We start from the raw sequence: 7,296 nt of genomic DNA on the forward strand, positions 1-7,296 counted from the left end.
TCCTCCAAAATCTATTTTATAATTTTTATCTTATTATCTTTTACCCCTATTAGATCCGATCCACTATCAATATAATATTTAATGACTCTTACAACATCTCTATCTATCAATTCTCCTATTAACAATACTGGTACTCCCGGCGGATACGGTATTACATTTACTCCACTTATCTTCCCTACAGACTCATTTAAATTGACGCTTTTCTTTTTCGCTTCTAAAGCTTCATAGGGCATCATCTTAATCTCAGGTACACCATACTCAATTATACTTGATTTCCTACACTTAAAATAATTTAAATTGCAATTTCTCAACGAATTGTATAATTTCTCATATTCTTCTTCTCTATTAAAAGGCGAAAAAATAAGCACTACATTGGAACTGTCACCCATTTCACACTGTATTCCCGATTTTCTCAAGTACTTCAACAACAGATTCCCACTAAAATTTTTATTCAAATTTATAGTATACCTGGTTGTATCTATATCCCATACACTTGAAATATTTTTATCTACAATACAGCTCCTATTAAATTTTAATATATCTTCTTTACCAATTATGCTCAATCCCTCTATAGAATCTATTTTCCCCTTATAATACTGATTTCTTTTAATAAGTCTCTCATAATCTCTATATCCGTATTTTTCTAAATAGAATCTAGCGTAATCCATAGAGCAAAGTGCTATATAAGAAGGACTTGTACTCGAAAACGCATCGAAGTAAAAATCTGCTTTATCAACATCATTTTCATTGTTAACATGTAGATAAGCACTTTGGGTCAAACTACATAAGGTTTTATGAGCACTTGTAACTACCATATCCGCTCCCAATTTTACTGCATTTTCCGGTAAATCTGGATGAACTCCAAAATGGGCTCCGTGGGCACAATCCACTAGTACCTTCATATTATATTTTTTAGCCTCTTCAACTATAAATTTCAAATTGCTGCATATACCATAATAATTAGGATAGGTTACTACAATGCCCTTTGCATCTTTATTTCTTTTTAAAACCTGTAAAAAATGCTCCAGATCTATAGAAATAGGAGCATTTAATCTTTTACTTATAATATTTTTTAAATATACAGGTTTTAACTTCCTCATAATTATACCGTTAAATATAGAACTATGACAGTTTCTCTCCACCAAGATCTTATCGCCTTCATTAAAACTGCTAAATAGCATTATCATATTTCCGGAGGTACTGCCATTAACTAAAAAGTAAGATTTTTTACTTCCGTAAAAATCTCTAAGATGTCCACTTGCATCTAATATTATATCTTTTTGATTATGAAGATTGTCTACCCCATCTACTTCTGTAATATCAAACTTTAAAATATTGTCCGCAAATTCCCTTCCTATAGAAGTATTATAAAATCCCCTTCCATTTTTATGTCCGGGCATACAAAATGATATATTATTCTCTTTAATATATTTTAAAATTCCCTCTAAAAGCGGTAATTCTGACAATGTATTGTCTCTCCTCTTATTATATAATGAACTATAGTCTTTTTTATTCTTTTTCTATAGTATTCGTAAAAATCCAAATTATTTTCCAACTTAATTAATCTTTCTTCACAGCAGGAACAAATTCCTCTGCCATATATTATTATACCATTACTTAAAGGCTTTCCACATATGATACAATATTTTTTTTTCATTCATATCCTCCTAGTAAGTCCTATTTGTAAATTAGTAAATTAATTTTATCATTTAGATTCTTACCTTTTAACGTATATGATATTCAATTTTACTGTTAATTTTTTTCTTACATTAATATAATATTCAATTTATCCTCAAATTTATTTTGTCCACATAAATAATTTTATTTTTTATTATTATATTCATATGAAATATTATAATAATATATTTAAATTTTCATTTTATAAGTTATAATAAAAGTAATTGCTAAAATAAATTACCTTATTTAATTCAACTTTTACGCGGAGGAAATTATCACATGATTTCAATTTATAAGACTATGGATACATCAAATAAGTTGCAGGCTCTAGATACCATAGAACATGGGTGCTGGATCAATATTGTAGCTCCTTCAGATGAAGATTTACTTTTAATATCAAAAAAATCTGGAGTCTCATTAGATTTTCTAAGAGCGGCCCTCGACGAGGAGGAAACATCCCGTATAGACACTGAAGATAACAATTTGCTAGTAATAGTTGATATACCCTTTACAGAAATGGAGGTCAACTCATTAACCTATGATTCTTATCCCCTGGCAATTATTCATACAGAATTTAATCTGATAACAGTTTGCCTAAAAAATAGCAAGATACTTACAGATTTTATAGATGGAAAAGTTAAATCTTTTTACACTTTTAAACGCTCCAGATTTATTTTACAAATACTATACAGAATAGCAAGTTATTATCTACTCTACTTAAGACAAATAGATAAAAAAAGTGTAATGATAGAGCAAAAACTTCATAGGTCTATGAAAAATAAGGAATTTATTCAGCTTTTATCACTAGAAAAATCTCTTGTTTATTTTTCTACATCTTTAAAAGCAAATGAAATAACTTTAGAAAAGATGTTGAAATTAGAAATTTTACAGAAATACCCTGAAGATCAGGATATTCTCGAAGATGTCATTATTGAAAATAAACAGGCAATAGAGATGACTAACATCTACAGTAATATTCTAGGTGGAACTATGGATGCATTTGCTTCTGTGGTGTCCAACAATTTAAATATAGTGATGAAATTTTTAGCCTCTGTAACTATAGTTATGGCTATTCCCAATATAATATTCGGCTCCTTTGGAATGAATATACCTGGAATACCTTTTGCTGCTTATAAAAATGGTTTTTGGACCGTATATGCAATAACGGCTCTTATTTGTATAATATGTATAATATTCTTGAAAAAAAAGAACTTATTTTAATTTTAGGATGTGATACTTTGCTTGGAAAAAGATTAAGAAGTGGAGATACTATAGGTATTGTATCTCCTTCAGGCGCCTTAGAACCTGAAAAAATAAAGGATAGCATTAAATTTTTAAATGGCCTTGGTTTTAAAACAAAAGAGGGAAAACACATATATGATAGATGGGGATACCTGGCGGGAAAAGATATTGATAGGGTTCAGGATCTAATGGACATGTTTTTGGACCCGGAGGTAGATATGGTATTATGCACACGAGGCGGTTATGGTACTGCGAGACTTCTCGATCTTATGGATTTTGATATCATAAAAAGAAATCCCAAAATATTTGCAGGCTTTAGCGATATAACCGCTCTGCTCAATAGCATATTTGAGAAATGCAACATTATTACATTCCATTCTCCCATGTGCAACACAGATTTCGATGATTTTACACTAAAAAGTTTTCTGAATACCATAATGTCCGGTTACACTCCTTTTACCATAGAAAATCCTGAAAATATATCTACAGATCATTTTAACGGCGACTATGCCAGTGGAAAATTAGTTGGAGGTAATCTCTCCCTAATATGCAGTCTTCTCGGCACTCCTTATGCTGTAAACACTGAGGACAAGATATTGTTTATAGAAGATGTAAATGAAGAGCCTTATAAAATTGACAGAATGCTTACCCAACTTATATTAAGTGGAGATCTTCGCAAATGCAGGGGTTTTATTATGGGACAATTCAAAAATTGCCAGCTTCCCAATTACGAACGAAGCCTTACTCTAAATGAAATATTGGAAGATAGAATATTGAGTTTAAAAAAACCTACTCTAATTAATTTTCAATCCGGTCACTCATATCCCAGAATAACTCTTCCAATTGGCGCCAATGTAGAAGTAGACTTTAAAGAGGGAAAAATTAACTTGTTAGAACCTGTAGTAAAATAATTGAAATAATTTAGTATATAAAATAAACGAACAGGAGAGTTAAGTTCAATTAAGCTCTCCTGTTTATTTTATAGTTTGCTTACATTCTCACAACTTAGTCAGCTATAGGTAATGTCTCTTAAAGATAGTTTTTTGTAAAATAACTTATAAATAAGTCGTATAAAACTATATCGCTGAATGTAGCAATTCTGACTATTATATAGTATAATAATACTACTATATAGTATAAAGTAATATACATAATAATATAATTTTACTAAGGAGGTTCAACCATTGCAATTTGATAAAGAAATACTAAAGGGATATATTGACATAATAGTATTAAGTGTTTTACAAAATCATGATATGTACGGATATGAAATTGCTAAAAAGATAAAAGAAAAATCAAAAGAAGAATTTGAAATGAAAGAAGCTACTTTATATGTATCTTTAAAACGTTTAGAAAAAAAGAACTACTTAAAAGGCTACTGGAATGATGATAAAGGTAGTGGAGGTGGAAGAAGAAGATACTATACAATCACTGATGAAGGCAAAAATTATTTCTCAGTAAAGGTAAAAGAATGGAGATTTTTAAAATCATTATTAAATAATTTTATGGAGGTTATATTATGATCGATAAAATTGAAGAATATATTGATAGCATTTATGTAAATTTTGATAATTCAGATAAAAATACAAAGATATTAAAAGAAGAAATGAGAGATCATCTGTATGAAGAAGTAGAAGAATTAAAAAAGCAGGGCTTGAGTGAAGAAAAGAGTATATCTAGGGCTTTACAACGCTTTGGGCAAGAAAAAACCGTAGTAGCCGAAATGAACCACGTATTAAACAATCGCAGTGTATTTACAAAAATGCTCATCAAGGCAGGAGCTGTTATTTTTATTATAGGCTGCTTATTTCAAATCATCGGTATGTTCTACAACAATGAATTACTTAATTATTTTAGCGGAGAGTTAAGTAAAAATGGATTTAAAAATATTTCATATTTGCTGTTCATGATTTCTCTGGCTATCTGGGATATAGCTTTCTATTATTATTATTTTGCTAAAAAATTCGAATTAGTATTAATGGCTTTTCTGTTTTGCGATTTTGTCATATGTGTACCTTTTCTGTTTGTATGGACTTATCTTCCACATCATAAAATGGGAGGCATTGCTTTTATAGTAGGAATTACTTTTATAATAACTTTATTTTTAAGGGTGCATTACGTTAAAATTAAAAAATGGCATTAAGGTATTTATGTCTTCCAACCTTTTTCGCAATTATAAGCCATTTGTGCAACCTCGAAAACTCTTACAACAAGCCAAAATAGCTTATATTATCAACTTCTTTTAGAAGTTATAGTATAAGCTATTTTTAAACTATCAACAATATCAAATTTGGAGGCGCCACCCAGATTTGAACTGGGGATAAAGGTTTTGCAGACCTCTGCCTTACCACTTGGCTATAGCGCCATGTCTAATATTCAACGAAATTTATTATAGCATTAATATGTATGCTCTGTCAATCCAAATTTATCCAATTAATTCTTGATAAATTTATTCCATAAATTGAATTTATTGCTATAAAAAAAGTATCTACCGATATATGTTATAATACTACATAGAGGTGATATTATGAGTTATGAAAATTTAAAATCTGCTGTAGACAATAGTAATAACATTGTATTTTTAGGAGGTGCGGGAGTTTCTACAGAATCAAATATACCTGATTTTAGATCCGAAGCAGGCCTTTACAAAACTAAAAATAATTTTTCATATCCTCCTGAAGTAATGTTAAGTCATTCATTTTTTATGTCTCATACTGAAGACTTTTTCGAATTTTACAGAAAAAAAATGATATATAAAGATGCAAAGCCCAACGACGCACATTATGCTCTAGCTGAATTAGAAAAGCAAGGAAAATTAAAAGCCATAGTAACTCAAAATATAGACGGCCTTCATCAAATGGCCGGATCAAAGAATGTCTTGGAGCTGCACGGTTCAATCCATCGAAATTACTGTACCAAATGCAATAAGTTTTTTGATCTGGATTATATAATAAATAGTCCTGATACCATACCTAAATGTGATAAATGTAACGGACTGGTAAAACCTGATGTAGTCTTATATGAGGAAAGCTTAGACATGGATGTATTGAATAAATCCGTTAAATACATAAGTCAAGCTGATATCCTAATTGTAGGTGGAACATCCCTGGTAGTATACCCTGCTGCAGGATTAATTAATTATTTTAAAGGCAAAAAACTCGTTCTTATAAATAAATCATCTACTCCTTATGATAACAGAGCTGATATAGTTATACATGATAAAATAGGTACAGTTTTAAAAAGTGTTTTATAAGAATAATATAAACAAGACTGTCTCAGGAAATTACCCGGAAAGTAAAAAATACCTGGATTTGCATAAATCAAATCCAGGCATTTTCCCCAGTGCTATTTAAGTTCCACCTCATATTTACTTTTCAAACCTTCAGTAAATTGACTATACTTAAAAGCCTGTCTTTCCTGTAATAGCCCTCTCCTAATTGCATCCTTAACCTCATCAAAAGTTTTTATTGAAGCCTCTTCCTTATTTTCAACTTTTATAAGGTGATATCCAAATTGGGTTTTTACAGGCTGACTTACTACTCCTATCTCTAGCTGAAAAGCTGTATTTTCAAATTCAGGTACCATTTGTCCCCTTGTAAATTTTCCAAGGTTTCCTCCTTGTGCTTTTGATGGACACGAAGAGTATTTTTTAGCAGCATCTTCAAAAGATAACCCGGTTTTTACCTTTTCTAATACTTCATTTGCTTTTTCAAGGGAATCCACCAGTATGTGTCTTGCTGTTATATTTTCGGGATTTTTATACATGTTTCTATTAGCTTTATAGTAATCTTCAACTTCCTTATCTGTGACCTTGACATCTTCCAGAATCTTATCTACTGCCACTTGAGTCATCATTTCTTTTTTTACGGCTTCTAATTTAGCTAAATAACTCTCGCTACTTTCCATGTGTTCATCTTTAGCATAATTATAAATGAGTTCAAAAGATATTATTTCATTTAACAATTGTTTCCTACCATTTTCAGTTTCCAAGTACCGCTGTCTTTCTGCTGGAAATCTTCTTATCGTATTTTGCAGATCCTGTTCTGTTATTTCCATTCCATTGACAACTGCCAACACATTATTTTGCATATATTTTCTCCTTAACATTATTATATTTATTATCAATTATGACATAATTCCCACATTTTTTCTATATAAAAATTAAAAGTTCCAGATAAACTCTGAAACTTCTGGTGGCCAGACCAGGAATCGAACCAGGGACACGAGGATTTTCAGTCCTCTGCTCTACCGACTGAGCTATCTGGCCATATATGTATTTATCTGGCGACGACCTGCTCTCCCACAGGGCCTCCCCTGCAGTACCATGGGCACTGTGAAGCTTAACCTTCCTGTTCGAAATGGTAAGGGGTGTTGCCT

Annotated in this window: 8 protein-coding genes, 2 tRNA genes and 1 rRNA gene; 5 read left to right on the top strand and 6 right to left on the bottom strand. The window is 30.9% G+C overall.

Translation table 11 applies throughout. The features are described 5' to 3' along the window. Positions 1-11: 11 nt before the first annotated feature. Both LN736_RS02625 and LN736_RS02630 read right to left on the bottom strand, forming a co-directional pair. Positions 12-1,466, bottom strand: coding sequence for an aminotransferase class I/II-fold pyridoxal phosphate-dependent enzyme (locus LN736_RS02625; RefSeq protein WP_150359041.1), 1,455 nt, complete (start codon positions 1,464-1,466; stop codon positions 12-14). Beyond that, positions 1,445-1,657 (bottom strand): sigma factor G inhibitor Gin, encoded by a 213-nt coding sequence (locus LN736_RS02630; RefSeq protein WP_150359042.1) that lies wholly within the window; start codon positions 1,655-1,657, stop codon positions 1,445-1,447. The genes LN736_RS02625 and LN736_RS02630 overlap by 22 nt, the downstream gene beginning before the upstream one ends. Before the next feature lie 299 nt (positions 1,658-1,956). Between LN736_RS02630 and LN736_RS02635 the strand changes: the two genes are divergently transcribed. The 4 genes from LN736_RS02635 to LN736_RS02650 all read left to right on the top strand — a co-directional run bounded on the left by LN736_RS02635 (position 1,957) and on the right by LN736_RS02650 (position 5,062). Further along, positions 1,957-2,898: a magnesium transporter CorA family protein gene (locus LN736_RS02635; protein ID WP_150358880.1), complete on the top strand. Its 942-nt coding sequence runs from the start codon at positions 1,957-1,959 to the stop codon at positions 2,896-2,898. A 17-nt stretch (positions 2,899-2,915) separates the two neighbouring features. Then, entirely contained in the window at positions 2,916-3,830 is a 915-nt protein-coding gene (locus tag LN736_RS02640; protein ID WP_229980733.1) for a S66 peptidase family protein, read from the top strand. Positions 3,831-4,103: 273 nt separating this feature from the next. Continuing rightward, on the top strand, positions 4,104-4,442 hold the full coding sequence (locus LN736_RS02645; protein ID WP_150358878.1) for a PadR family transcriptional regulator: 339 nt from the start codon (positions 4,104-4,106) through the stop codon (positions 4,440-4,442). Continuing rightward, the gene (locus LN736_RS02650) at positions 4,439-5,062 is read left to right on the top strand and encodes a permease prefix domain 1-containing protein (RefSeq protein WP_229980734.1); all 624 of its coding nucleotides are present in this window, start codon (positions 4,439-4,441) and stop codon (positions 5,060-5,062) included. Before LN736_RS02645 ends, LN736_RS02650 begins: the two co-directional genes overlap by 4 nt. A 148-nt stretch (positions 5,063-5,210) precedes the next feature. Here LN736_RS02650 and LN736_RS02655 read toward each other — a convergent pair. Beyond that, positions 5,211-5,284, bottom strand: a tRNA-Cys gene (locus tag LN736_RS02655). Positions 5,285-5,446: 162 nt separating this feature from the next. Between LN736_RS02655 and LN736_RS02660 the strand changes: the two genes are divergently transcribed. Beyond that, the gene (locus LN736_RS02660) at positions 5,447-6,172 is read left to right on the top strand and encodes an NAD-dependent protein deacylase (protein WP_229980735.1); all 726 of its coding nucleotides are present in this window, start codon (positions 5,447-5,449) and stop codon (positions 6,170-6,172) included. Between the two features lie 92 nt (positions 6,173-6,264). Here the strand turns inward: LN736_RS02660 and LN736_RS02665 are convergent, their stop codons facing one another. The 3 genes from LN736_RS02665 to rrf all read right to left on the bottom strand — a co-directional run. Then, positions 6,265-7,008 (bottom strand): peptidylprolyl isomerase, encoded by a 744-nt coding sequence (locus LN736_RS02665; protein ID WP_150358876.1) that lies wholly within the window; start codon positions 7,006-7,008, stop codon positions 6,265-6,267. A gap of 102 nt (positions 7,009-7,110) precedes the next feature. After that, a tRNA-Phe gene (locus LN736_RS02670) sits at positions 7,111-7,186 on the bottom strand. A 12-nt stretch (positions 7,187-7,198) separates the two neighbouring features. Further along, positions 7,199-7,296: ribosomal RNA gene (gene rrf / locus LN736_RS02675) — 5S ribosomal RNA — on the bottom strand; the annotation flags it as partial.

The sequence above is a fragment of the Clostridium aromativorans genome (assembly GCF_020908015.1).
GTDB classification, from domain to species: domain Bacteria; phylum Bacillota; class Clostridia; order Clostridiales; family Clostridiaceae; genus Clostridium_B; species Clostridium_B aromativorans.